The 1,679-nt window shown below is 63.8% G+C and carries 2 pseudogenes and 1 other annotated feature; both pseudogenes read left to right on the top strand.

The features are described 5' to 3' along the window. Window positions 1–134 precede the first annotated feature (134 nt). Window positions 135–494 (top strand): annotated as a pseudogene (locus tag OC446_RS30250) (IS5 family transposase); the annotation flags it as partial. A gap of 308 nt (window positions 495–802) precedes the next feature. After that, window positions 803–1,545, top strand: a pseudogene (locus OC446_RS30245) (IS3 family transposase); the annotation flags it as partial. Then, window positions 1,084–1,200: a sequence feature (AL1L pseudoknot), on the top strand. (Overlaps the previous pseudogene by 117 nt.) Window positions 1,546–1,679: the final 134 nt, after the last annotated feature.

Here is a 1,679-nt window from a genome sequence, read left to right as displayed (position 1 = left end):
GGCGTCGCGAGCCATCGAAGCGCCAAGTATAGTTCTCAATCGCCCAACGCACCCGATCCCAACAACGTTCTGCTACCAAACAGCTAAGGCTTGTGGGGATTCACAAGAGCTTGGGATTATGATTCAAGCTCTTGATGGATCGCTATGTCTTGACGGATGCCCAGTGGGCGAAGATGGAGCCGCATCGTCTGGGTAAGCCAACCGACCCTGGACGCAGCGGCAGCAACAATCGCCGCTTCATCGAGGCCGTGCTGTGGATGGTGCGCACCGGAGCGCCCTGGCGGGACCTGCCCGCGATGTTTGGGAACTGGAACAGCGTGTTCCGGCGCTTTCGCCGCTGGGCTCAGACCAGCATCTTCGAGCAAGTTTTCCAGGCTCTGTCGGGCGATCCTGACTTCGAGTACGCGCTCATCGACGGCACGATCATCCGCGTCCATCAGCACGGGACGGGCGCTAACGTATGGCCCGCCCCGTCGGCAAGTGGTTTGTCTCGGTTGGCTTGAGCAGTCTGCATAAACGTATCCGGCCTTCCAGCTGAGCTGTTGGCCAAGATGGAGATCCGCGCGTCCTGGTCCTCATAAAGGGGCCGGCATCGAGTGCCATTTTGCGCCATAGGGTTCCAGGCCACCGGTCGACTGTCAGGCCATCTTCCTCTCACCACCCACAGACTGCGTCAGCCAGCGCGATCCTCGCCAGCAAATTTCTGCTCAAGCCACGGCAGCGGCTTGGTACGAGCGCTCATGACGCAGGAGTGAACCGCGCCGGGATTCCCGGAGGCTCCAACACCTGACAGGATGGAGCCATGACGAAGCGAACACCCCCGTATTCACCAGAGGTCCGCGAGCGGGCGGTCCGGATGGTTTTCGAGCACCGCGACGAGTACGCCTCACAGTATGAGGCGATCCTGTCGATTGCGGCCAAGATCGGCTGCTCGCGCGAGACGCTGCGGCACTGGGTGCGCCAGGCCGAGCGCGACCAAGGCCTTCGCCCGGGGCCGACGAGCGCGGAGCAGGAGAAGATCAAGGCGCTTGAGCGAGAGGTGCGCGAACTGCGCCAGGCCAACGAGATCCTGCGCAAGGCCAGCGCGTATTTTGCCCAGGCGGAGCTCGACCGCCGCTTCAAGCCATGAAGGCGTTCATTGACGAGCATCGTGAGGTCTACGGGGTCGAGCCGATCTGCCGTGTGCTGCCGATCGCCCCGTCGACCTACTACGAGCATGCCGCCCGCAAGGCCGATCCTGAGCGCAGACCGGCCCGCGAGCGCCGGGATGCCGACCTGTGCCAGCAGATCCGCCGGGTCTTTGCCGCCAACTTCGGCGTCTACGGGGTGCGCAAGGTCTGGCGCCAGATGCAGCGTGAAGGGATCGATGTTGCGCGCTGCACGGTCGCCCGGCTGATGCGGCAGATGGGCTTGAAGGGCGTGGTTCGCGGCAGAAGCATCCGGACCACCGTCAGCGATGCCTCGGCCCCTTGTCCGCGCGACCGGGTCAACCGGGTGTTCACGGCGCCGCGGCCGAACGCCTTGTGGGTGAGCGACTTCACCTATGGTGCGCCTCGTCCCGGATGGTCCGGGGTGCATATGTCTGGAATGCGATGAGAAAGGAGGAAGGAGAATGCCTTGCCCCCTGCTGTGAGGGGGCATGAGCCCAAGCGGCGGTGACCTGCCGTCAACTGGCAGGG

The sequence above is a fragment of the Microvirga sp. Mcv34 genome, from assembly GCF_024519725.1.
Taxonomy (GTDB): domain Bacteria; phylum Pseudomonadota; class Alphaproteobacteria; order Rhizobiales; family Beijerinckiaceae; genus Microvirga.
This window is presented reverse-complemented; position numbering and strand designations above follow the sequence as displayed.